General features: G+C 40.1%; 19 protein-coding genes. 7 read left to right on the top strand and 12 right to left on the bottom strand.

Going from position 1 to position 23,001, the window contains the following annotated elements:
* Nucleotides 1–118 precede the first annotated feature (118 nt).
* Entirely contained in the window at nt 119–1,354 is a 1,236-nt protein-coding gene (locus PALI_RS05305) for a TMEM143 family protein (RefSeq protein WP_193155137.1), read from the top strand.
* A gap of 84 nt (nt 1,355–1,438) precedes the next feature.
* On the opposite strand, the gene PALI_RS05300 is transcribed toward PALI_RS05305, so the two are convergent.
* The 5 genes from PALI_RS05300 to PALI_RS05280 all read right to left on the bottom strand — a co-directional run bounded on the left by PALI_RS05300 (nt 1,439) and on the right by PALI_RS05280 (nt 9,180).
* Entirely contained in the window at nt 1,439–4,576 is a 3,138-nt protein-coding gene (locus PALI_RS05300) for an efflux RND transporter permease subunit (RefSeq protein WP_193155136.1), read from the bottom strand.
* Nucleotides 4,577–4,584: 8 nt separating this feature from the next.
* Nucleotides 4,585–5,838, bottom strand: a complete 1,254-nt coding sequence (locus PALI_RS05295; RefSeq protein ID WP_193155135.1) for an efflux RND transporter periplasmic adaptor subunit — start codon at nt 5,836–5,838, stop codon at nt 4,585–4,587.
* Complete coding sequence (locus tag PALI_RS05290) at nt 5,835–7,088, bottom strand: TolC family protein (protein ID WP_193155134.1); 1,254 nt, start codon at nt 7,086–7,088, stop codon at nt 5,835–5,837. The genes PALI_RS05295 and PALI_RS05290 overlap by 4 nt, the downstream gene beginning before the upstream one ends.
* A 160-nt stretch (nt 7,089–7,248) precedes the next feature.
* Nucleotides 7,249–7,569: a hypothetical protein gene (locus PALI_RS05285; RefSeq protein ID WP_193155133.1), complete on the bottom strand. Its 321-nt coding sequence runs from the start codon at nt 7,567–7,569 to the stop codon at nt 7,249–7,251.
* Between the two features lie 465 nt (nt 7,570–8,034).
* On the bottom strand, nt 8,035–9,180 hold the full coding sequence (locus tag PALI_RS05280; RefSeq protein WP_193155132.1) for an iron-containing alcohol dehydrogenase: 1,146 nt from the start codon (nt 9,178–9,180) through the stop codon (nt 8,035–8,037).
* 179 nt (nt 9,181–9,359) lie between these two features.
* Between PALI_RS05280 and PALI_RS05275 the strand changes: the two genes are divergently transcribed.
* Nucleotides 9,360–10,238 carry an AraC family transcriptional regulator gene (locus tag PALI_RS05275; RefSeq protein ID WP_193155131.1) on the top strand — a complete coding sequence of 293 codons (879 nt, stop codon included), beginning with the start codon at nt 9,360–9,362 and terminating at the stop codon, nt 10,236–10,238.
* 278 nt (nt 10,239–10,516) lie between these two features.
* On the opposite strand, the gene PALI_RS05270 is transcribed toward PALI_RS05275, so the two are convergent.
* The 3 genes from PALI_RS05270 to PALI_RS05260 form a co-directional block, all read right to left on the bottom strand.
* Nucleotides 10,517–12,202: a hemolysin D gene (locus tag PALI_RS05270; protein ID WP_193155130.1), complete on the bottom strand. Its 1,686-nt coding sequence runs from the start codon at nt 12,200–12,202 to the stop codon at nt 10,517–10,519.
* A 172-nt stretch (nt 12,203–12,374) separates the two neighbouring features.
* On the bottom strand, nt 12,375–13,346 hold the full coding sequence (locus PALI_RS05265) for an LNS2 domain-containing protein (protein ID WP_226894497.1): 972 nt from the start codon (nt 13,344–13,346) through the stop codon (nt 12,375–12,377).
* 382 nt (nt 13,347–13,728) lie between these two features.
* Nucleotides 13,729–14,148, bottom strand: coding sequence for a VOC family protein (locus PALI_RS05260; protein ID WP_193155129.1), 420 nt, complete (start codon nt 14,146–14,148; stop codon nt 13,729–13,731).
* A gap of 195 nt (nt 14,149–14,343) precedes the next feature.
* On the opposite strand from PALI_RS05260, the gene PALI_RS05255 reads away from it, so the two are divergent.
* Both PALI_RS05255 and PALI_RS05250 read left to right on the top strand, forming a co-directional pair.
* Nucleotides 14,344–14,712, top strand: coding sequence for a hypothetical protein (locus tag PALI_RS05255; protein WP_226894496.1), 369 nt, complete (start codon nt 14,344–14,346; stop codon nt 14,710–14,712).
* On the top strand, nt 14,709–15,089 hold the full coding sequence (locus PALI_RS05250; protein ID WP_077535854.1) for a hypothetical protein: 381 nt from the start codon (nt 14,709–14,711) through the stop codon (nt 15,087–15,089). The genes PALI_RS05255 and PALI_RS05250 overlap by 4 nt, the downstream gene beginning before the upstream one ends.
* Nucleotide 15,090: 1 nt before the next feature.
* On the opposite strand, the gene PALI_RS05245 is transcribed toward PALI_RS05250, so the two are convergent.
* Both PALI_RS05245 and PALI_RS05240 read right to left on the bottom strand, forming a co-directional pair.
* Nucleotides 15,091–15,912, bottom strand: coding sequence for a sterol desaturase family protein (locus PALI_RS05245; RefSeq protein ID WP_193155128.1), 822 nt, complete (start codon nt 15,910–15,912; stop codon nt 15,091–15,093).
* Nucleotides 15,909–16,355 (bottom strand): SRPBCC family protein, encoded by a 447-nt coding sequence (locus tag PALI_RS05240; protein WP_193155127.1) that lies wholly within the window; start codon nt 16,353–16,355, stop codon nt 15,909–15,911. The genes PALI_RS05245 and PALI_RS05240 overlap by 4 nt, the downstream gene beginning before the upstream one ends.
* A gap of 97 nt (nt 16,356–16,452) precedes the next feature.
* On the opposite strand from PALI_RS05240, the gene PALI_RS05235 reads away from it, so the two are divergent.
* Nucleotides 16,453–17,463: an AraC family transcriptional regulator gene (locus PALI_RS05235; RefSeq protein ID WP_077535857.1), complete on the top strand. Its 1,011-nt coding sequence runs from the start codon at nt 16,453–16,455 to the stop codon at nt 17,461–17,463.
* A gap of 14 nt (nt 17,464–17,477) precedes the next feature.
* On the opposite strand, the gene PALI_RS05230 is transcribed toward PALI_RS05235, so the two are convergent.
* Complete coding sequence (locus tag PALI_RS05230; protein WP_226894495.1) at nt 17,478–18,665, bottom strand: GGDEF domain-containing protein; 1,188 nt, start codon at nt 18,663–18,665, stop codon at nt 17,478–17,480.
* Nucleotides 18,666–18,888: 223 nt separating this feature from the next.
* Between PALI_RS05230 and PALI_RS05225 the strand changes: the two genes are divergently transcribed.
* Nucleotides 18,889–19,836, top strand: coding sequence for an alpha/beta fold hydrolase (locus PALI_RS05225; protein ID WP_193155126.1), 948 nt, complete (start codon nt 18,889–18,891; stop codon nt 19,834–19,836).
* 123 nt (nt 19,837–19,959) lie between these two features.
* On the opposite strand, the gene PALI_RS05220 is transcribed toward PALI_RS05225, so the two are convergent.
* Nucleotides 19,960–20,376, bottom strand: coding sequence for a nucleotide triphosphate diphosphatase NUDT15 (locus PALI_RS05220; RefSeq protein ID WP_193155125.1), 417 nt, complete (start codon nt 20,374–20,376; stop codon nt 19,960–19,962).
* Between the two features lie 350 nt (nt 20,377–20,726).
* Between PALI_RS05220 and PALI_RS05215 the strand changes: the two genes are divergently transcribed.
* The gene (locus PALI_RS05215; RefSeq protein ID WP_193155124.1) at nt 20,727–22,610 is read left to right on the top strand and encodes a propionyl-CoA synthetase; all 1,884 of its coding nucleotides are present in this window, start codon (nt 20,727–20,729) and stop codon (nt 22,608–22,610) included.
* Nucleotides 22,611–23,001: the final 391 nt, after the last annotated feature.

Genomic DNA, 23,001 nt, shown 5'->3' with positions numbered 1-23,001 from the left:
CAAATTCAACCACCAATGTTCAACACGCCCTAATGCATTAACAAATTAGTAATATTCATAAGAATATTTTATTATGTGCCCATGCAGTTAGATTCCCTATCACAGTAGTTATTAATTTATGCAAAGTGCGCGTTTTATTCCCTTTAGAAAGCAAGATATTGTTGATATGTGTAGCCAAGAGCTCAATAACAACACACAACAAACATCGTTTAAACAATTTTGCGATTTACTAGCAAGCCTTATTCATTACGATTACCACTCAGTACTTGAATCACTTAAAAACAACTACGCACCGTTTGATCCCAACAGTGACACGCGATCGTTAGCGCCAGTATCGGCTGATCAAAAAGCGCAGTGCCAACGTGAGTTTGCTAAAGATTTTGCTAAGGTGCTTAATGCCGCTAATTTTGAAGTGATCACCAATGAAGACTTACAAGAGGCATTAAATGAAGAGTCACTATTTAAGGTGCGCCTTGAAGTTGAATTTGATGACTTTGAAGAAGTGGTTTTTTATCGCCGTGGCGAGTCGCAACTCACTGAAACCATTTCCAGCTTTTGGGGAATGCGTAAAAAGCCGCTGCACTTTACTAATTACGACCGTGTTGCGGTGTTTATTCGTTTTAAAGACAGCGCGTATTTTGCAGCTAAAAATAAAATGCCAATGGGGTTTGAGCCCAGTTCAACCATAGTAAAGCTATTTCAAAATGTACCAAAGGCTGATCTCGAAATGCTATTTCCTAATAGCGAAGTACGAATGCGCCCTATCGATAAAATCATTATTGGCTCATCAGCTTTAGTTGGCGGTGCAGTGGTACTTATAACTAAACTTGGTGCATCAATAGTATTGCTGTTTGCCTTACTTGCTTTTTGGGGTGGGTTTAGAAATGAAGCTGTAGCAATGACCCAACAACATTTTATTACCTTTGCTATTGGTATGGGGGTTTTTGGCAGCTTTATTTTTAAAGAATGGAGTAAGTTTAAAAACCGTAAAATAAAATTTATGAAAGCGCTGAGCGATAATCTCTACTTTAAAAACCTCGATAATAACGCGGGTGTTTTTCACACGCTTATTGACGCCGCCGAAGAAGAAGATATAAAAGAAGCCCTGCTGGCGTATACCTTTTTACTAAAATCAGAAAGCGGCTTAACCGCCCAAACGCTTGATGAACAAATAGAGCATTGGTTTAAAGCAAAATATCAATGCGACCTCGATTTTGAAATTAGCGACGCACTTGAAAAGCTGGTACGTATGCGCTTAGTAACGTGCACTAGTGATGTGTATAGCGCAATAAATTTGGAGCACGCAAAAACTATTTTGGATGAGCGCTGGGATAACCTGTTTCAATACAATTAATGTAGTATTTTTACTAAATAATACTCAAAAAAAAGCAGCTGAAACTTCAGCTGCTTTTTACGATATATATTAAGCAGCAACTAGCTAAGCTGTTTGTTGCTTATTAAACTTCGCATGTACTAACTTATAAAGCGCGGGCAAAATTAACAGCGTTAGTAACGTTGATGAAATAATTCCGCCAACCACTACCGTTGCAAGTGGCCTTTGCACTTCAGAACCCGTTCCCGTGTTAAGTGCCATAGGTATAAAGCCTAAACTTGCCACCAGCGCCGTCATCAGTACTGGGCGCAGGCGTTGTAATGCACCGCTGTAAATTGCTTCAAACAAACTTAAGCCGTCGCTTCGTAACTGCTTAATAAACGACAGCATAACCACACCGTTTAATACCGCGACACCACTTAGGGCAATAAACCCCACACCCGCTGATATTGAAAGCGGCATATCGCGCAGCAATAACGCAAGCACACCCCCCGTTAATGCCAGTGGCACACCACTAAATATAATCAATGAGTCGCGAAGCGATCCAAAGGCGCTATACAGTAAACCAAATATAAGCAGTAAAGTAACAGGCACAACCAACGATAATCGCTTACTTGCCGATTGTAACTGCTCAAACGTGCCGCCGTACTCAAGCCAATAGCCGCTTGGTAAGTTAAGTGATGCGTTCATGCTTGCTTGCGCATCACTTACAAAGCTGGCTAAATCGCGCCCTGTCACATTAGCTGTTACTACCACATTGCGCTTGCCGCTTTCGCGGTTTATTTGGTTTGGCCCTTTTTCGATGCTGATTGTCGCTACTTCGCCAAGCGGTACAAATGCAAGTTCTGGGTTACTATCTTTAGGTAAAGCAACTGGCAAACGAGCAAGAGCAGATACATCACTAGACCAACGTTTATCAAGGCGCACTAATAACGAAAAGCGTTTATCGCCCTCAAAAATTAGTCCGGTTTGCACACCACCAACAGCGGCGGCAAGTGTTTGTTGAATATCGTTTACGCTTAAACCCAATAACGCCATATGGTCGCGCATTGGTGTTACCGAAAGTGTTGGCAATCCTTCCATTTGCTCCAAACGTACATCGGTAGCGCCTGCAATATTACGCATTAGCCCTGTGGCTTTTTCGCCAAACTCTTTAAGTACGCTTAAGTCGTCACCATAAATACGCAGTGCAACATCGGCGCGCACACCAGCAATTAACTCGTTAAAGCGCATTTCTATTGGTTGTGTAAATTCGTAATTATTACCAGGGACATCGTTAACACGGGTACGAATTTGCTGAACCAATTCTGCTTTAGTAAGTGCTGGATTAGGCCACTCTTCTTGCGGTTTCAGTATTAAAAAAGTATCGGCAACATTGGGCGGCATAGGATCGCTTGCTACATCGGCAGTACCAATTTTTGAAAATACGTTAGCAATCTCAGGTTGATCTAGTATGGCTTGCTCAAGCTCTTTTTGCATTTGCACAGATTGCTCAATACCGGTGCCAGTAATGCGCAGCGCATGCATAGCAATATCGCCCTCATCAAGTTGCGGTAAAAATTCTGCCCCCATATTTTTAACTTTAAAACCAAGCACCAATACTAATGCAGTGGCAATACCCACCATAAGCCACGGTAATTTAAGCGATATACCAAGTAATGGTTTATACACTTTTTTAACGCCGCGCATGACTGCGTTTTCGGTTTCATCAACCTTACCGCGAACAAATACAGCAATAGCAGCGGGCACAAAGGTAACGCCAAATATAAGCGCGCCAACTAACGCCGCAACTACAGTAAACGCCATTGGCTGAAACATTTTGCCTTCAACGCCGCTTAGTGCAAATAAAGGTAAGTAAACCAGCATAATAATAACAATGCCAAATACAGCCGGTGTAAATACTTCTTTGGTAGCTGCAGTCACTACATTTAAACGCTCGTTTAAAGTAAGTAGCCTGCCATGTTTGTGCTGAGCTACGCCGAGTTGGCGCAGGCAGTTTTCTACTACAATTACAGCGCCATCAACAATTAAGCCAAAGTCGATTGCACCTAGGCTCATTAGGTTACCCGATACGCGATTGCCCACCATACCAGTAATAGCAAACAACATACTTAACGGAATAACCATTGCCGTAATAAGCGCCCCCGTTACATTGCCCAGCAGTAATAGCAAAATCACTATCACTAAAACAGCGCCTTCAAATAAGTTGGTTTGCACGGTTGCTATGGTTTTATCGACAAGATTAGTACGGTCGTAAACCGCTTCTACAATAACGCCAGCGGGTAAGCTTTTTTGTACATCAATTAACTTATCAGCCATCGCTTTTGCTACTACGCGGCTATTTTCGCCAATTAGCATCATGGCGGTGCCGAGCACGGTTTCTTCGCCGTTGTAAGTCGCCGCACCTGTTCTAAGCTCTTTTCCTAAAAGCACGTTAGCCACATCTTTAATGCGTACAGGTGCATCGTCGCGCTTAGCTATAACGGTATTAGCTATGTCATCAATGGTTTTTAACTGCCCAGGCGAGCGTACTAAATATTGCCCGTCAAAGCGCTCAATATAACCTGCGCCTCGGTTACTATTATTAACCTCAAGTGCACTAATTACATCACTAATAGTAAGCTTATAGGCAATGAGTTTTTCGGGCACTGGCGCTACTTGATATTGACGCTCAAAACCACCTTGACTGTTTATTTCGGTTACGCCTTTTACTTTTAAAAGCTGCGGACGAATAACCCAATCTTGCAAAGTCCGTAAGTCTTCGGCGTTGTAAGCAGTGCCATCACCTTTTAACGCATTGGGCTGTGCATGCACACTATAAGTAAATATTTCGCCTAAACCACTGGCAATAGGACCCAGGTTTGGTTCTACGTTATTAGGTAAGTCGGAGCGAATACTTTGAATACGCTCACCAATTTGCTGACGCGCCCAATAAATATCGGTGCCTTCATCAAAAATAACTGTTACTTGAGAAAGCCCATAACGCGAAAGCGAGCGGGTGTAATCAAGCTTAGGTATGCCCGCCATGGCGGTTTCTACCAAATAAGTAATGCGTTGCTCTACCTCTAATGGCGTAAAACCCTGCGCTTTGGTATTAATTTGCACTTGTACGTTGGTTATATCGGGTACTGCGTCTACCGCTAAATTTTGAATGTTGTATACACCAAATCCAGCAAATAAAAACGTAAGCGCAAGCACCAACATGCGGCGTTTAACCGCAAAAGAAACTATCCAATTAATCATGGTGCCTCCTAGTGAGCGTGGCTTGCGCCGCTTTTTAAAATATCAGCTTTAATGACATAACTATTGTCTGTTACGTATTCGCTACCCGCGTTTAAACCAGTCAGTACTTCAACCCACTCGCTATTTTTTGCACCAAGGGTAATGGGGCGCACTTCAAACACATTGTTTTTACGGACAAACACACTTGGTTGACCGTTAAACTCTTGAATAGCTTGTGGCTTTACCCGCACACTGGCATTAATTTTAGCCACACTTACATCGCTATTTACATGCATGCCCGGGCGCCAATGCCCGTCAGGGTTATTAAGCTCTATACGGGCACGCGCTATGTGCCCGCCAGTCATCATTGGGGCTATAAAAAACACTTTGCCTTGCGTATTTAAATGATGATGTAGGTCGTACACCTTAGCGCTTTGCCCAATGGCTAGTTTTTCAATATTTTCAGGAAACGCTGACAGCTCAACCCATACTATATCGAGGTTAACTACCTGCATAAGCGCGCTGGTACTTGCAAGCTCACCACGCTTTAAATATTGCTCGGTTACAACGCCGCTAATTGGGCTTTTAATGGCGTAATTTTGCAGTGTTTCGCGGTTAGTTACGTTGGCAAGTACGTCGCCTTTTTTAACGCTTTGACCAATGCTTACAAAAATATCACTGATCAATCCGATATACGGCGCCATTACTTCTACCGTGCCGTGCTGCGTTGGCGCAATAACACCAAAAAGCGTATCGGTAATATCAACGTCACCACTTTGCGCCACCTCAGTTTTAATACCTGCGCGCTCAATAGCTCGCTCTGTTAGCGTGGTACGGCCTTCGTGTTGGTGTTGGTCGTATTCATAGCTAACACTCTCGCCTTTATAATTAGCAGTAACGGCAAGTGCAAACGAATGTGGTTCGTTAATTGATTGCGTGCTTACAAGGTAGTCGCCTTCAGCTGTAAACTGTATGTTTTGCGGCGCTTCAACTAAGCGTTTTAAACTCATTGTTATGTTTAAGTCGTTCATATTAATTGGTTTATTTTGCTTATAGCCGTATATGCGCAGCTCAACATTACCTGCAAATTCTTGCAGTTTAAGTTCAAGAGTTAGCTTTGGGTCAGTTAATAAAAAGCCGCCGTGCGGGCCTTGCTTTTGCTCGTGTTGCTCTGTTTCTTTATGACCTGACTCGCCATGCTCAGCAGAGGCAAATACATCTGTGCTTACAAAGCTGCTGGCAAACGAAAGTGATACTAGTAATGCGATTATATTTTTATTCATGATTGATGAGTCTCAATTAAAGATTGGCCTGTTAAACGCTCAAGAGTAAGTAGCACTTGGTACAGCTCTGCGTGAGTGGTAATAAGTGTGCGTTTAGAATCAAAAAGTACTTGTTGAGCATCAAGTAGTTGCAACACCGAAATTTGCCCGCGTTGATAACTTTTTAAGCTTTGCTCAATCAATGTTTGTGCCTGAGGAATAATTTGATCAGATAACAGCTTTGCCTGATTAGCTAGACCTTGATAATAAGCGTACAAAGTACGTACCTGCTGGCGTAACTGAATACGCAATTGCCCTTGCTGCTCACTCAAAAGTGTAAGCTGGTTATTAGCAGCTGTAATATTGCCGCTATTTGAATTGCTTAATTGCAGTGGCATAGAAAACGAAAACACGAATGAGCTGGAGTCGCTTTGCTGGTTATAGCGCACGCCTCCCCCTATATTAATATCGGTTTGTCCGTTTGCTTTTTGCAGTGTTAAGTTAGCTGTTTGCTGTAAATATTGCTGCTGTAATAATGCAAATTCAGGAGCTTGGTTAACCGCATCTAAAAGTGCTTGTGCTGATTTAAGCGCAGTAATTGCATTAATATTACCAGCAAAAGTATCGTAGGATTGCTCCTCACTCCATAGCTCGTTAAGCGATAAACTTGCTCGCTCAAATTCACTGTTAAGCACCGCTTTATCAAGCTCTACTTGGCTAAGTGCATAGCGCATACGCGTTACATCAGCTTGCGACGCTGCCCCCGCATTAGCTCTTTGCTCAATCGCTTTAAGTGCTTGGGTTACTACCTGTTTACGCTCGTTATTTAAACTTAATAATGTTTGAAATTTAAGCCCTTGGTAGTATCGCTCAGCAGTGGTTGCTAATAAGGCTAAACGGGTATTTTGATACTGTATTGCTTGGGCTTTAATATTGGCGGTTGCGTAATTAATACGGCTTTGGCGTTTATCGCCTAGCTCTATTAGTTGGCTAAGCCCGAGCGTTATTTCAGCGCCTTGAATACCACTCGCATCGTTAGTGCCCAGTAAATTTTCGGCTTCAACATTTAATACAGGATTAGGCGAAAGTGCAGCTTGAGATTTAAGCGCACTCAATATTTTTTGATGATAAGGGTAGCGTTTTAATACCGGATTTTGTTGTTCGGTATTACTCAGCGCCTGCTTAAGGGTTAATGTTTTAACATTCGCCAAAGTACTAAAAGCAGGTAGCGCGCACATTAGCGCCACCAGCATAATTGGTTTTTTATTCATATAGCGTGTCCGTTTTTTAAACAAATAGAGTTAACTTGAGCACGGTATTGGTATTAAAAAATCAAACCAAACGTGTATCAAGTAACCTAAATATGCATATAACAGAACCTAAACAACGCATAAGCGCAGGCCGTATATACAAAGTATTTAAAATTAAAAACTAGCTATAAAAATTAGGTGGCGGTACGTCTGGCGGGTAATTTAACCCGTTATAGCACGCAGGCGAAGTTGCTTTACTTTGCTCTGGGCTTATTGAATGGCTAGAGGTGCTGTTGTAGCCACAATGGCAATGTTGGTGGGCATGAATTTCGGTAGTTGATGTTTTATCGCTTTGGTTATCATCGGCTGTAGAGCCGTCTTGCGATAATGAACTGGTTACATGATCAACGTCTTCTTGCAAATGATACGCAGCGCCATCACAGCTAATAAAGCTGTGTACAAGCACTAATAATATCACTATTAAAAAACGGTTTGAGCGCATGCTTTATGCTGTTCCTGCCACTAAGGGTTACTGTAAAATATCTAACCAATTGAAGCCACATAGTATATTACTCACAAACTACAATAAAGCGCTTTTAACAAATTAAAATGATCTCTTATATTATCTATACCCAAACCACCTCAAGATGCAAAATTCAGCGTTTCACAGGCGCTTAATATCAAGGCGATACTTTGTAACAAGGGCAACTTCTTTTAAGCAGTCGCAACGCAGAGAGTGAATGCCTGTGGAGCGCCAAAATGGTTGGCTTAAAGCGATATATACTGCGTTATTGATTTTAAAAATAGAACAGCTATTATTTGCAATCAATGCCTTGCCTACATCGCTTTTACACCAACTGAAACTTACACCTTGAGGTGTTTAGGTATATACAATAGATAAATAACATTTTGTGAACTACAAAAACCACCGACAATAAAACGTCGGTGGTTTTTAATAATTTAAATGTTAAGCAACTGCTTGCTCTAAAATTTCACGGCTTTCTTTTAGCGTAATAGCTTGGTTTTCACCAAGGGCAATCATGCCGTGGGATTCAAGTTTGCCAATAATATTGTCAATAGCAGCGGCTTTATCATCGCCATGTTCAGTAAGTTCAGTAGCTACATCAAGGCTGTGGTAAAACGCTTCAATTGCTGCAATTGTTTGCTCTGCTAAGTCGTCAGATTGCGCAAGACCAAATACGTTTTTACCCATTTGCTCAAGCTTTACTTTTTTAACTGCAAACTGGTTGCGTAGCAAAGAAGGTTGAACAATAGCAAGAGAACGCGCATGGTCAACGCCATATGCTGCGGTAAGCTCGTGGCCAATCATGTGCGTTGCCCAATCTTGCGATACGCCAGAACCAATTAAGCCATTAAGTGCTTGATTTGCCGCCCACATAAGGTTGGCACGCCATGCATCGTCTTGGTTTTCAAAATTATCGCCCAGTGTTTTAAGCGTTCTTAAAAGTGCTTCGGCGTAACCTTCCTGAACTAATGCATTTTGTGGGAACGTTAAGTATTGCTCACAGGTATGAACCCACGCATCAACCAAACCATTAACCAATTGACGCTGTGGTAATGTTTTCATTACATCAGGGTCCATAATCGCAAATTTAGGAAGCACCTCTGGTGAAGCAAACGGTAGTTTTTGCTTCGTTGCTTCTTTGCTCACAACTGAGTTTTGGTTTGACTCTGAACCTGTTGCAGGCAATGTTAACACTGCGCCAATTGGTAATGCGCTGGTAATAGTGTGTTTACCTGTCGGAATATCCCAACCTTCGCCATCGTAAACTGCAGAGGCTGCAATGTATTTAACGCCGTCAATTACTGAACCGCCGCCGACACCAAGTACAAAGTCGATGTCTTGCTCTTTACAGATTTTAACCGCTTGGTCTAGTACTTCAATTGTTGGGTTAGCACCAACGCCCGAAAACTCTATCCAATCAAAATCTTTGAGTGCTGCAGCAACTTGGTCGTACACGCCGTTCTTTTTAATCGAACCGCCTCCGTATACTACAAGTACTTTTTGATCTTTTGCGATCAAGTCTGCTAATGCGGCAATTTGTTGTTGGCCAAACTGAATTAGTGTTGGGTTTACGTAGCTAAATTTCATTATTTGCTCCTGGTGACGGTTTATTGCTGAGTACTTTACTTAGTTACCTAATAAAGTATCGATGAGTGCATATTAATGGCAAAAAACACATAAAAAAAGCCCAATAACTCGCTAAAGCTTGCCTAAAACTATCAACATTGTTATTTTACGTAAAATACACACAAATAAAGATGCTTTAAATGCCCACGATAGCCAACATGTTGCAACAATACGCCGAGCATAATCTTTTACTCGGCTTTGAAGGCACTATGGAAACTATTATTCCTGGGGTATATTTTCATCGAGCAACTAAAAGTTCACCGCGTCAGCCGCTTATATATAACTCAGGCATTATTATTGTTGGGCAAGGTCATAAAGTGATTCACTTTCCGGATCATCAAATACGATACGGAGAAGGCGATTATTTAGTGCTTGGTGTACCGGTGCCATTAGAGTGTGAAGCGTTTACCGATAACGATCTGCCCGTTATGGGTATTGCTATAGATATAAACCCAGCAATGCTACACAAACTCGTCAATCAAATGATACAACACAAACCGCTTGCTACATCTTCAGCGTCGATACAAATTGGAGCCGTGCAGTCAGCCACCTTAGATACCACAATGGAACTCGTAACTCATAGGCTATTAACGGTTTTAAATAATCCGCTTGAGGCCGAAGTTTTTGGCGAAGATATCGTAAAAGAATTGGTATATCGGGTACTTTGCGGCCCGCAAGGGCATACTTTAATAGGCCTTGCGATGCATGATGGGCATTATGCTCGTATCGCTCGAACACTTTCGACCATGCACAGCAATTATGCCAACCAGATAACTGTTGAGGGTTTAGCAGAAGATGTAAACATGAGTGTATCGTCGTTTCATCGCGCCTTTAAACAAGTCACTTTTGAGTCACCATTGCAGTATTTAAAAAAAGTACGTTTAGCTAAAGCAAAGGAACTCATTATAACCAACGGCAGCAAAGCCAATGAAGCCGCGTTAAAAGTAGGCTACACCAGTGCATCGCAATTTAGCCGCGAATTTAAACGCCATTTTAATAAAACCCCTAGGGCGTGTTGACCTTTCGTGATTGATCATGCGCTGCCCTTTGAGCTCGATCTAGGGAAGATTAACTCTTTGTTGCTCGATTTTTACTTATTCTTACAGGGATGTAAGCCATTAGAGTAACGCAGGAGCAGTTACCGAGCCCACTAGGTTACAAACCTCGCGCCGCGATTCAATCGCCCCTAGATTGAACAAATTTCAATCCACAAAGATCAACACGCCCAAGTGAAATACACCGGTGATAAAAGTTAACGTCGAAAAAGCCAGACTTTATAAAGTCTGGCCTTGCATTTTTACTCTAATATCCATTTAGACTGTAATTTATTAGCATCTCCATCAGAGGTCAACTGGGGACGTTGCTTATCTTGGTTATACCAAAAATAATTTTGCCAGAAAGTATTTTTAATATTCCAAAGTCCACCTTGATAAATAAGCTCATATTCAGCCTGTTCAGGTGAGCGCCATAATTTGCCATAACCCGATGTACTAATGCTGTAACTAAAAAATAAAGACGGTGCCTCTGCGCTTCGAAAATAATATCGATCATCACTAGATGGTACTTTTAACCATTTGACAGGGTTAGCTTCTGCCGTTGTCAGTCGTTCATTATTATTTAATGACTCTGCAGATAATGCTTTACCATCAACTGCGGATTTAATAACTAAAGCTTCACCACTATCAGCACTCTGTTGGGCAGCTTGCCAATCAATTGCAGGGCTCTGCCATGTTACAGACTTCCAACGCCAGTTATACGGCACCCCAGTATGAACATCATATAAATCAGCATAACCTGGCTCTGCTTCAATGTTATATAAACATTGGCGACGCTCGGTATCTAACTGTGTCACACGAGCTACTTGGCTAATCGTACCTACATTTAATTCACGCATGCACGCTTCAAGCGTTTTACCTATCCCCGTCTCTTGTGGTGCAAGTACATAGGTATGATCACGATTCTGCTGATTTTCGTACCACGTTAGCATCGCTTGTTCTTCAAATGATAGCCAATTTGAAACCAAAGCGTTTGCTTCTTGCTTTGCATACGCTTCGCGCTGAGTTTTATCCACAGCCATAGTGCGAATAAATGCAGCCCAAAGATCTTTACTGGCCTCCAGTGCCACCAGCGCCACAGGCTTCATATTACCCGCTGAATAAGCACGCCAACCAGTATCAAGTCGTGCATTTTCTTGCCAAATTACATCACCACTACTGAAGTTAAGTATATCTTTTGTATCATGAGTATGCTGCTCAGCACCTTCAGAACAAAGATAAGCTTTTACCTGCCATACTTTTTCAAAATTATCAGTCGCTAAACGCACTGTATGTTCAGGGCTAAACGAATCTTGAAAAAGGTGCACAGCTCTACCAAACAAAAAATAATTATGATCAACCTCTACTTTTGCTGAGTAACCGCCTCCGTCTGACACTTTTATGCGTTTTTTATCCGCCATAGCGGCACTCACAAAGTGATCAATAAAACGCTTTTGACCCCGATAAGCTGCGTCAATTCCGCCTTGCCCACCAATATCATCATAACGTCGCATAAAATGATCTTGCTGCAAGTTGGCCGGTTCCTGCGATACCGCATTAAAGCAATTTGGCCCACTCGGATCGGTACTTGCTTTGGTTACATTAAAGCCTGCAATATCAACCCAGCGTTCACCTACGATAGCGGCATAAATATCATCATATTTTGGCTGATAGCTATTGTTATTATTAAGGTTAGATTGGAGTCGTTGCACTTCATCATAAGCAGCTGATAGATCAACTTGCTTTGCAAGGCCTTTTTGCCAATATTGACGGGGATCATTTGGGTCTGCTTGAATAATGTGTTCTTGGTCTAACAATTCTAATGCAGCGGTACGAGTAAGCCACTCATGCCCCATTGGCGTAACGCCGCCCCCGCCTAGTTGGGTAAATGCGTTTGCTGAGGTTGCACCTAACAGTACCAGCCCAACACTCAATTTTTTTATAATCATAACTTTCCTTTTTAAAACAGGCCTATATGAATTTTTAAAATTCATATAGTTTAACCAATAAAATCAAGCGCATATTAAAGTTAAAAGTCTTAAGTTACAACTATGTTAATAAAAAGAAAAATATAAGAAATAAAAGCCCTAATTCAGCTAAGCATATTAGGGCTTTAACGCACTACTGACAATTGGCGTTCGGGAAATTATTAACCTCAGTTGCAATATGTTCACTGTAGCTGTTATTTAAAATTGCAGTTGTGCCGTAATAACCCGCCTCTCTACCAATCGTGAAGCTTTGCGAGGCACTCAAGCCTGATTTTATAAATGCTTCTGCATCTGTTTTTGCATTGCCATAAGCACGAACGATCTTGATACCATTCGCCTCAAGTTTATTAATCTGCTCTGTTTTGTACTTAGCAGCTTTAAATAAACTAATTTCGTTGCTCAAAGAAGTGCGTAAATAACCTGGCGGTAACCCCATCCAAGACAACCATCTGCGTGTGCCTTTTCCATACCAATAAACACGTGCAGTTAAATAAATTGGTTGATAACCCAAATCTAAATAGCTACGCACTAAAGTATAAGCTTCATCCTTTGCATCAGCATAGTCAATCTCAGTATAGTCACCAACTTGTTCGGCATCAGACTCAGTTAATGTGCCGTCGATATCAAATAACACAGCTTCAGTATTGGGTTCAACAACTGTTAGGTACCCTTCAGTCCCTGTTCCATCAGCAAGTACACCGGCATAAATTCGATATTGACCTGCCGACATTGCACTCAATGATAAAGTCGCCTTACCATCACTATTAGTGGTCGCAGAAGTTAAATACTGCCACTGCGTATCGCTTTGACTACGAATATAAAATTTAACAGTTTCGAACTCTAAATCCTTATGTACCACACCACCATAATCAAACTTTGCCGTTATAGTTATCGGCTTACCAACAGCCACTACTTCATCGTGGATCATGTGATAATTAGGCAACCAGGTGATAAGCCGGTTCAAACCATTTTTATACTGTCCAGTTTCGAAGTTAGGGGCACTAAAGCGCTGTTCCATAAATTCAGGTTGGGGACATTGAGGTAGAGCAAAAACTGAAGAAGTAGTAAGCAGAAGAGATGCTAAAAGCAATTTTTTATTATTCATGTATTTCCTTAAGTAAAGTTTCTATCACTTAAGGTAGCATAAAAAACAAATGTTACAGAAAAGTTAAAACTTAGAGTCGATTGACCTTTCAGGATTAAATTTTTTCAATCTAGGGGCGATTCAATCGTGGCGCGAGGTTTGTAACCTAGTGGGCTCGGTAACTGCTCCTGCGTTACTCTAATGGCTTACATCCCTGTAAGAATAAGTAAAAACCGAGCAGCAAAGAGTAAAGCCCCTAGGCAAAACCTTTCGGGCAGCGCATGTTTGGCATCCTACGCTGCAATATCAACTATTTATGGAGAATAACTATACTCCATAGGCTCTGCCTTGCCTAAATACCAAACGCACTGCAGCAAAATCAATCACGAAAGGTCAACATGCCCTAGCCCTTTTTAAATAAAACCTCTGGATTTACCATGGTTTTCATTTCAAGTACGTTACCATTTGGATCTTCAATAAAAAATGTTTCTTGCTCAAACTCATCACCAATAAAACGACGATAAGGTTTATCTAAATACTCAACTCCAGCGTGCTCAATTCGTGCTTTTAAATCGTTAAAGTCGCTTTCAGATAAATGAATACCAAAATGAGGAACCGCCACAGCGCCCATATCTACGTCGTGACGAACTGTTGGTAGGCGTTCAGCACTTTGATGTAGTGTTAATTCATTACCCCAAAAGTCAATATCAACCCATCGACCCTCTTCACTATTACCGGTTTTACAACCAAGTACGTCACAATAAAACGCTGTAGTCACTTTTAAATCGCCAGCTGGGATAGCTAGATGTAAGCAGTTAGACATAAATTACCCTTGGTTAACTCTTTTAATATACTAAATTTCGCGCATTATACATAAATTGTAATTTATAGAACATTAACAGCGAAACAATTGAGCATATTTAATACTTTAATAAACCCCCTTATTACCTTGCTTATACTATGCTATTTGCAGGCAGTGCTGTTAAACCTAAAAGACTTACTTTAAAATACGCACACTATGATTAAATTCTTATCTTTAAAATTCATCACTTTTTTTATGGGCTTTGTATCTTGCTTTGTGATGCACACAACGTTTAATGTGCCATTAGTTATATCGGCGGCGTTAACAGGGCTTATTGGCTCCTTTATACCTTTTCCTAAAAGCGTTAAAAATCATCCGTATGCCGCTATTTATGCGGGTAGCTTTGCAGGAATGTGCTCGACTAATTTAATTACCAGCTATTGGGAAATTACCATTATTTCGATTATAGGCGCGAGCTTGTACGTACTTACTATGAACTTATTTACTGGTTTTGGCGGTAAGCTCGGCAGTGTTGCTTTTGCAAGTGTTGCAATATTTGTGTTAGCTAGAGGAATTGCGCTATGAGCCTTGAATACCCATTAATAACATTACTAGGCGCATTTTTAACATTTTTTTTAGCTAAACATAATCGCTTTGATGCAATAAGAGCTTCCGCTTCACTGTCTATTATTGCCTACCTAATTTTTAGCGCATTTAACTTCAATCCTGCACTTTATAGTATTATATTTTTTGGCGGGACATTTATAGGTATGAGCGCCCCCCATCGCTTTGGAATATATACAATAACCAGCTCTGCCATTATTTTTTCAATATTGTTTGAATACCTAATTCCACGGCTAGATGGATACGGCGGTGCGCTAGGTATAAGTGCTTTTTTGTCGGTATGTATTTGCCATATTTGCATTACACTTGGTGCGCCCCGAAGCAAAAAAACACAATAATTCACTTATGTTTTATGGCACTTGTTGGATAGCCAAACAATATGTTTAACTTTGCTTTCACACCTTTTGCTCTGTAGGTACTTTTAATTAAATATGCCCATTGGTGAAACGTTATTTTAAATGGATTATCACTATTTAACTGCCCTACAATACCGTATTTACAAGGTTTACTTGGCTCTTCAACCGCATAAGTGCCAAACAACTTATCCCAGATGATTAGCACCCCTGCAAAGTTTTTATCTAAATAGCCTGCGTTAATAGAATGATGAACTCGATGATGTGAAGGCGTGTTAAATACTTTTTCAAACCAGCCAAGCTTACCTACAATTTGGGTATGCACAAAAAACTGATATGCCAAATTAAGCGCTACCACGGTAAACACGGTAATGGGATCATAGCCAAGCAATATCATGGGTAACCAAAATACCCACATCCCTGCAATTGGGTACATTAAACTTTGCCTAAATGCGGTAGAAAAATTCATTTTAGTGGAGCTATGATGTACAACGTGCGCGGCCCAAAGCCAATGAATGTGATGAGATGCTTTGTGGAACCAGTAATACAAAAAATCTTGCAGTAAAAAAGCAAATAATACATTGACTACAGAAAGCTCTATATCAAATAAACGATACTCGTAAAGCCAGTAAAAAAAAGGCATTAGTATAAGTAGTGCAATAGCATCAGCGCCTTGATGCATTAATGCTAGTACCGCATTAGCTAAACTGTCTTTGATATTATAGTAGCGTCTAAATTTAATAAATTCATAACAAACAAACGCCAAAAAGATGGGGCTTAAAGCCAATAAAATGATTTCAATGCTCATATAGTTTGCTCCTTAAAGTGGCTATTTAACTTTTTAAGTGCACTGACTATGTCTTTTTCAATAAAAAACTTAAGTATAAAACTAGGTAGCCACCAAGGTGCAGCGCATTGTATGCAATAAGTAATGGCTGTAACGGGGGTTACTTCATCCTCAGCTGAAGAAAAATAGATATCACCTTGATGCTTTGCTACCGGCTTATTACCTATTATTTGATAGCTTATGTGGTTATCATCTGCACTTATAATTTGCTCTTTAAACTCAAGGCCAGACATCTGTATTTGCCTTATAGCGCCTTTACCCCCAACCACTTCCCCACTATTTTGCGACTTAATAAGTAAAAATTTAGCATTAAAAAAACGATGTAACTGCGCGTGATCAAGTAAGGTACTTTTTACCATCTCTGGTGTGGCTGCAATTTTTTGTCTTATATTTATAAATATCATTTTTACCACAGTGACTATTTAAGAATTGCTCTAGCATATAAAAATATTACATGGCAAACTTGCTAATACGCGACTATTTTTTAGCTTTAGGCGACAAATGAACACTCTTGCCGATCATTATTTTTCAAGTGTTCTTGATTATTTACAGAATCAAGGGCTGGATAGCCAGACCGTTTTAGATGCCATAAACTTTAACGAATACAGCAATAAAAATGCTCATCAACTCGCTTCACGCATAACTTTAGTCAGTTACAACACGCTACTTGATTACGCACAACAAACGCTTAATGAACCTTTATTTGGCTTTAAACTCGGACAGCATATTCGAACTGCTGATTTTGGTATTTTAGGCTATTTAATAGAATCGAGTGATAACTTAGCAAGCGCAATTCAAGCTCTTTTAAACTACGACAGTTTAGTGGCTGATATAGGCAAAGCACAATTTAAACAACAAGATGGCACGGCTGTGATCCGCTGGTTACCTCATTCTAACTGCAACACTCATGTCGTTTTACGAAATATGACAGCATGGGTAAGTGTTATACGTCAATTAATAAACTCAGGATTATCGCCAAGCTCCGTAAGCTTTACCTTCAACTGGCCGCAGGAACAAAAAGCAACATTAATAAAATGGTTTGGCTGTACAATACAAACAGGTACTAAATACAACCAGATCACCTTTCCGAGTAGTTATTTAGCACTGCCATTTAAAACCGATAACGCATCTATCAATTTTGCACTTAAACAGGTTTCAGAACAGCAACTTTCGAGCTTTAAAAGCCAGCAACATTTAAGCGAAAAAATTATCCATTTACTTATGGCCAAAATCGATTTACAAGAGTGCACATTAATACGTACTGCAAATGCACTTAATATTACGCCCAGAACATTACAGCGAAAGTTAAAGCAAGAGCACACCTCATTTTTAATCTTACTTGAGCAAGAACGAAAAAGACGTGTAACACTGTGGATAGGTAAATTATCGTTAACAGATCTAGCTCTCACATTAGGTTTTAAAGATCAGAGTTCGTTTAACCGCGCATTTAAACGCTGGTTTAATTGCAGCCCCAAAAGCTATTTTAAAAACAGTAGCGAAAGCCCTCAATAAACAAAAAATAAGGCTTATTTACTCACGTTATTACGCCCTTTTTTCTTGGCGCGGTATAAAGCTAAATCGGCATTTTTTAACGCTTGATCAAAACTTTGTTTTGGCTCTCTTTGCGCTACACCAATCGAAACCGTTACATGTACGGTTTTATAATCATTCGATTTTTTTGCTTTTCTAGAGTTTTTATCTGTTCTTTTTGGGTTTCGAATCACCATGCCATATGTTGCTATGCTTTCGCGCAGTACTTCTAATTCAGGGATTGAGTGTTCAGCCGTTTTTCTTGGAAATACCACGGTAAACTCTTCGCCGCCATAACGATAAACTTTTCCGCCTCCCTTTACGCCCGTCATCTTAGCTGCAACAAGTTTCAACACTTGATCGCCAATGTCATGTCCATACGTGTCATTGAATTTTTTAAAGTGATCAATATCTAGCATTGCAACGGTGTAATTTCGACCTAACGATAAAGCAAGTTGATTTAAGGCACGACGTGTAGGCAAGCTAGTTAAATCATCTCTATAAGCTAAGTAATAAGAATCAGTACTCACCGCAAGTAAATAAAGCGAAGACAGTGCCACAATGACTAGCGACCAAGGTAATGTTATTAAATCCAATTGATTTAAACACCAAATAGCAAATGTCACTAGTAACGCTGTTAACGTTAAATTATTTACACTTAGGCTTCGCCAAAACAGTAAAGCCCCGATTATGGTTAATGGGAATGCGACAGGAATATAGGGGATAATTTGATTCCATAGTGCTGTTTTAGGAAAAAAACTTTCTACATTTTCACTAAGCTTTAACCATCCAAACGTTATAAGTGCGCATCCAATAACAAGTAGAATACGCGTTATGCTATGTACTGAAAAAATAGCTCTATCTTTCATTAGCGCCAATAATAGTAATAAACTAGTGCCGCATAAAAGCAGCCATTGAGGATTAGTTGATACCCACTTTGACCAAACTAATGGGTAATTTTCTGTTAGTAAAAATAATCCCCAGAACAAACATAATAATGCAACCCTGCTGCGGTTAAATTGAGTAGCAAAAATAGCCGTTATAATTAGTAGCGGGTACACAAGATAATTTACTATTGTTAGCTTATCTTGCCATTGAGCTTGAAAATAAATTAGTACAGAAAACAATCCCATCACGGCCATAGAACTAATAAAAGTAGATTTAATCCCTTTTAATTTCAACAACTGATACCCCAATAACATCGACTAAACATAAAAACATTATTGTATTGATATGAATATTTTTATCTACTTTTATATCAAACATACAACAAAATTAAATACTTTAGGATTACTAAAAATACAGAAATGGTATGAATGATTAAGTGAACAGTAATTATTTCTCTATATTTAACCGTAACAAACCTTACTTATACTAAAGTTAACATTTAACAATGCTCTTTTTACTATGCGCACGATTAAAGTTAAAACAGGGGTCGTACTAAACTACCAAGATGAAGGTGATAAATCGGCACCTCCAATTATTTTAATCATGGGGTTAGGGGCACAAATGATCACTTGGCCCGACGCTCTGTACTATGGTTTAGTCAACAATGGGTTTAGAGTTATTAGGTTTGATAATCGCGATACCGGTTTATCGACTCATTTAGATCAGCACCCAGCCCCTAGCCTGTTTAAAACATGGTTAAGCAAACACTTACCAATACGCTCAAACGTACCTTATTTACTTGATGATATGGCTGAAGATGTACTGGCATTAATGGCTGAACTAAAAATCAAAAAAGCACACTTAGTTGGGGCATCAATGGGCGGGATGATCGCTCAACTTATGGCGGTAAAAAATAAAAAAAGAGTACTTAGTTTAACCTTAATTATGTCGTGTAGCTCAAGTCCAAGACCTACAGCGAAAAGTTTAAATGTATTTTTAAAGCTTTCTAAATTTAAAACCAAAGTCCCCTGTCGTGATACCGCTATTAACTACAATATAAAACTGAATCAACTTATTGGTAGTCCAGCCTACCCTCAAAGTGAAAAATTACTACGAGAGCATGCAATTAAAACAGTTGATCGTTCTTATAATCAAAGTGGCTATAAACGCCAACTTATAGCTATCACTGCAAGTAAAAACCGAGATCATTTAATAAGAAAAATAAAAGCGCCTACGCTAATTATTCACGGTAGCGCCGATATCGTTTTCCCCGCAGCAGAAGCAAGGAAAATGGCTAAGCTCATTAAAAAATCAAAACTAAAAATTGTCCGTGGTATGGGCCATAATTTTGTACCAGAACTCATGCCAAAAATGACAAAATGGATCACCAAGCATATAAAAAAATCTCAACGAAAGCACTTAAAAAAAATACGTAATAAGAAAATCAAAATGGCGTTACAAGAGTGAAATTTAGCTAAGCAACTAAGCAGTAAGTGATGCGCCCTAAGTAACTTGAGCTTTGGATAATAAATCTATCTCGAAGCGCTATTTTTAACGCTAACTGCGTTAAATTCACATGTAATAGGCCCGCTATTGACGCGTAAATTTGTTGCTCAGAGTGCAAGTTAAGTAATTCTCGAGTGAGGTAAACAGTGGCGTTGGTAAATTGTTGATATCGCACCAACGCCATTGCAAGCATTTACTAGGCTCTTTGAGCAAAGCCTCACCGCCTTCATAGTCAGCTTTTACATAGAGCGTAATATAATGTTTATTCTCAGTGCTAAAAATATCGTTAGTAAAATCAAGCTTGGTAATTTTACTTACATTCAAGCCTGTTTCTTCAAGCACTTCACGTATTGCGCATTGCTCAACGCTTTCGCCAAACTCTAAATGCCCGCCCGGGGTCGCCCATGTATTTGCACCATGCGCGCCAATACGCTCACCTAATAAAATTGTGTTTTGGCGCTTTATTATAACCGCCACACCTACTCTTACTGTATTAGTCATATGTATATCTTATTCAATTTTTAATATGAGTCTATGCTGAGCTGAGCGTCTAATTTTGTCAAATTAACCAGATAAATTATTGTTATACCAATCTGCTTATATATGGGGTCTATTTAACGTTAAGAAAATTACGCTAGAACTAGGCAAAAACTTTTGTATCTAGTTGTTCTAAATAAAAATTTTTTAACGACGTTATAGTGCAATTTAATTCGTTAAATTGATCAAAGATTTATGCCGTTTGGTATTACTCATACTGTTTAACGCTTGGCCTACCAAGGTCGAATAGCATACACACATAAAAGGGCCTACCTTTTATAAGGTCTCTCACACATTTAGTTTAGGAGCCTACTATGTCAGGCGAATATCAACAGCAATATAATGCATTTAAACAAAATCCGGCGCAATTTTGGCTTGAACAAAGTAAAAAAATACCTTGGTATAAAATACCAAAAAAAGCGTACACACAAGATGAAGATGGACTTTATCATTGGTTTAGTGACGGCCAACTAAATACCTGCTTTTTAGCTCTTGATCAACATGTTGTCGCAGGATTTGGCGATCAAACCGCACTGATTTACGATTCCCCTGTAACCCATACTAAGCAAACTTTTAGCTACTCACAATTACAACAAGAAGTGGCTAAATTTGCAGGCGTAATGCAATCACTAGGCGTAACAAAAGGCGATCGAGTCGTTATTTATATGCCTATGATCCCACAAGCCGTTATTGGCATGTTGGCGTGCGCGCGTATAGGGGCCATTCACTCTGTCGTATTTGGTGGGTTTGCTGCGCACGAGTTGGCTGTACGCATTGATGATGCAAAACCCAAGCTTATACTGAGCGCTTCTTGTGGTGTTGAAGTATGCAGCGTTATTGAATACAAGCCACTAATAGATAACGCAATAGAACTCGCCACACACAAAGTAGAACACTGCATTATTTATCAGCGTAAACAAGCAATAGCAACACTCATAAATGATCGCGATATTGATTGGAACACCGCAATGCAAACGGCTGTTGCCACCGATCCCGTACCGGTAAATGGCAATGATCCACTTTACATTTTATACACATCAGGTACGACGGGCACACCAAAAGGCGTTGTACGAGAAAATGGCGGCCATGCCGTTGCAATGAACTACAGCATGAAAACCGTATACGATATGGAGCCTGGCGACGTATTTTGGGCTGCATCTGATATTGGCTGGGTCGTTGGGCATTCTTATATTGTATACGCCCCATTAATGTACCGCTGCGCGACTGTATTGTATGAAGGAAAGCCTGTACGTACACCTGATGCCAGCGCTTTTTGGCGCGTGGTTGAAGAGTATAAAGTCAGTGCATTATTTAGCGCGCCCACCGCATTTAGAGCAATCAAAAAAGAAGATCCCAATGCTGATGGTTTTAAACAATATAATACTTCTAGCTTAAAGCGTTTGTTTTTAGCTGGCGAGCGACTCGATCCGCCCACCTACGAATGGCTTAAAGAAAAAACCAAACTGCCGGTGCTCGATCACTGGTGGCAAACAGAAACCGGTTGGGCTATAGCTTGTAACCCAGTTGGCATTGAATACCTAACAACTAAATCGGGCAGCTCAACCGTTCCTACGCCTGGATTTGATGTTCGTATATTAGATATGGATGGCAACGAATGTGCTGCCAACGAACAAGGCGCTGTGGTAATTAAACTACCACTTCCACCAGGTTGTCTTCCAACAATTTGGCAAGATACACCCCGCTTTAAAGCAAGCTACCTAAGTGAATACGAGGGTTATTACTTATCTAGTGATGGCGGTTATATTGATGAAGACGGCTACTTATTTATTATGGGCCGCACCGATGACGTCATAAATGTAGCAGGGCATAGACTCTCAACTGGCGAAATGGAAGAAATAGTCGCCGCACACCCCGCCGTTGCAGAATGTGCTGTTTTTGCTATAAACGATCCTCTAAAAGGCCAACTGCCTATGGGTATGATTGTGCTTAAAGATGATTTTGTAGGTTCAACCAAAGAAGTAGAACAAGCGCTTGTGGCTGCCGTTCGCAATCAAATAGGCGCTATTGCATGCTTAAAAAATATCGTTAGTGTCGATAGGTTGCCAAAAACTCGTTCAGGTAAAATTTTACGTAAAAACCTACGTCAACTAGTCGATGGCGAAGAATTACAAATACCTTCAACCATAGACGATGCCAGTATATTTGAAGAAATAAACCAACAACTTACACAACGATAACCCCCCAACCAATAAAAGCCATTTTTAAAAATGGCTTTTATTCTAAATTTATCAGTTTTCTGGTATATGCCCTCTTGAGCCATTATTGTTGTTTGAAGCATAAGTTGGCAAAGCCACATTCGATTTCACTGAGCTACAACGACACAAGTGAAGTGTAACTTGGCATAATATTGAAGCTTATAATGGTATAAAATTATTAAATACAGACTTTAAAAAAGCCAATTTCATGAAAATACAGCCAAGTTTAGTTGACTGCTATGTGCCATGAGCAGACATTGAAGATCTTTAATGTCTGAAATCAAGATTTGGGTGATGCCAATCATACTCATTGCTAGGTCACAAAAAGTGGGACGCCAAGAAAAGCTAGCATGGATAGTCGCCTGTTTGTTTA

Source organism: Pseudoalteromonas aliena SW19, assembly GCF_014905615.1.
Lineage (GTDB): Bacteria > Pseudomonadota > Gammaproteobacteria > Enterobacterales > Alteromonadaceae > Pseudoalteromonas > Pseudoalteromonas aliena.
This window is presented reverse-complemented; position numbering and strand designations above follow the sequence as displayed.

Excerpts from the sequence above, each read along its gene's own strand:
- PALI_RS05265 (WP_226894497.1), bottom strand. The coding sequence starts at position 13,346 with ATGAATAATAAAAAATTGCTTTTAGCATCTCTTCTGCTTACTACTTCT.
- PALI_RS05300 (WP_193155136.1), bottom strand. The coding sequence starts at position 4,576 with ATGATTAATTGGATAGTTTCTTTTGCGGTTAAACGCCGCATGTTGGTG.
- PALI_RS05220 (WP_193155125.1), bottom strand. The coding sequence starts at position 20,376 with ATGACTAATACAGTAAGAGTAGGTGTGGCGGTTATAATAAAGCGCCAA.
- PALI_RS05225 (WP_193155126.1), top strand. The coding sequence starts at position 18,889 with ATGCGCACGATTAAAGTTAAAACAGGGGTCGTACTAAACTACCAAGAT.
- PALI_RS05235 (WP_077535857.1), top strand. The coding sequence starts at position 16,453 with ATGAACACTCTTGCCGATCATTATTTTTCAAGTGTTCTTGATTATTTA.
- PALI_RS05275 (WP_193155131.1), top strand. The coding sequence starts at position 9,360 with ATGCCCACGATAGCCAACATGTTGCAACAATACGCCGAGCATAATCTT.
- PALI_RS05245 (WP_193155128.1), bottom strand. The coding sequence starts at position 15,912 with ATGAGCATTGAAATCATTTTATTGGCTTTAAGCCCCATCTTTTTGGCG.
- PALI_RS05280 (WP_193155132.1), bottom strand. The coding sequence starts at position 9,180 with ATGAAATTTAGCTACGTAAACCCAACACTAATTCAGTTTGGCCAACAA.
- PALI_RS05240 (WP_193155127.1), bottom strand. The coding sequence starts at position 16,355 with ATGATATTTATAAATATAAGACAAAAAATTGCAGCCACACCAGAGATG.
- PALI_RS05270 (WP_193155130.1), bottom strand. The coding sequence starts at position 12,202 with ATGATTATAAAAAAATTGAGTGTTGGGCTGGTACTGTTAGGTGCAACC.
- PALI_RS05250 (WP_077535854.1), top strand. The coding sequence starts at position 14,709 with ATGAGCCTTGAATACCCATTAATAACATTACTAGGCGCATTTTTAACA.
- PALI_RS05285 (WP_193155133.1), bottom strand. The coding sequence starts at position 7,569 with ATGCGCTCAAACCGTTTTTTAATAGTGATATTATTAGTGCTTGTACAC.
- PALI_RS05260 (WP_193155129.1), bottom strand. The coding sequence starts at position 14,148 with ATGTCTAACTGCTTACATCTAGCTATCCCAGCTGGCGATTTAAAAGTG.
- PALI_RS05255 (WP_226894496.1), top strand. The coding sequence starts at position 14,344 with ATGATTAAATTCTTATCTTTAAAATTCATCACTTTTTTTATGGGCTTT.
- PALI_RS05305 (WP_193155137.1), top strand. The coding sequence starts at position 119 with ATGCAAAGTGCGCGTTTTATTCCCTTTAGAAAGCAAGATATTGTTGAT.
- PALI_RS05290 (WP_193155134.1), bottom strand. The coding sequence starts at position 7,088 with ATGAATAAAAAACCAATTATGCTGGTGGCGCTAATGTGCGCGCTACCT.
- PALI_RS05215 (WP_193155124.1), top strand. The coding sequence starts at position 20,727 with ATGTCAGGCGAATATCAACAGCAATATAATGCATTTAAACAAAATCCG.
- PALI_RS05295 (WP_193155135.1), bottom strand. The coding sequence starts at position 5,838 with ATGAATAAAAATATAATCGCATTACTAGTATCACTTTCGTTTGCCAGC.